This window comes from Meridianimarinicoccus zhengii (assembly GCF_003254465.1).
Classification (GTDB): Bacteria; Pseudomonadota; Alphaproteobacteria; order Rhodobacterales; family Rhodobacteraceae; genus Meridianimarinicoccus; species Meridianimarinicoccus zhengii.
On sequence record NZ_QDFI01000215.1, the window covers coordinates 1 to 528 of the forward strand.

The following is a 528-nucleotide window of genomic DNA, read 5'->3' on the forward strand; positions in this document are numbered from 1 at the left end:
CGGGCTTTTCTTGTATTATGGGTAGTTTCCTTGCATGAATCCATAAAAGGCGCCTGTAGTGCCATTTACCCCCATTCACTGCCAGAGCCGTGAGCGCAGCGAACTGAATGTCACGAAAAAGACAGCGACTCAGGTGCCTGATGGTCGGAGACAAAAGGAATATTCAGCGATTTGCCCGAGCTTGCGAGGGTGCTACTTAAACACTCCGCTAGCGCTGATGTCCGGCGGTGCTTTTGCCGTTACGCACCACCCCGTCAGTAGCTGAACAGGAGGGACAGCTGATAGAAACAGAAGCCACTGGAGCACCTCAAAAACACCATCATACACTAAATCAGTAAGTTGGCAGCATCACCGGAATTCCCGGCTTTTTAACGTCACTTAATTATAAACTAATTCCCACGTTGCCCAGCTGGTAATCGGCCCGCTGGTGGCGCTTTTCGGCGTTGGCGAAACATAGCCAACGTAATAGGTGAACAGGCCGCCGCTGACCGCGCTTTCCTGCAAACGCACCTGATTTTGCTGCGGGTC

Annotated in this window: 1 pseudogene; it reads right to left on the reverse strand. The window is 52.1% G+C overall.

Annotated features, from left to right (window positions below):
* Positions 1–211 precede the first annotated feature (211 nt).
* Positions 212–298, reverse strand: a pseudogene (locus DDE13_RS22685) (IS1 family transposase); the annotation flags it as partial.
* Positions 299–528 lie beyond the last annotated feature (230 nt).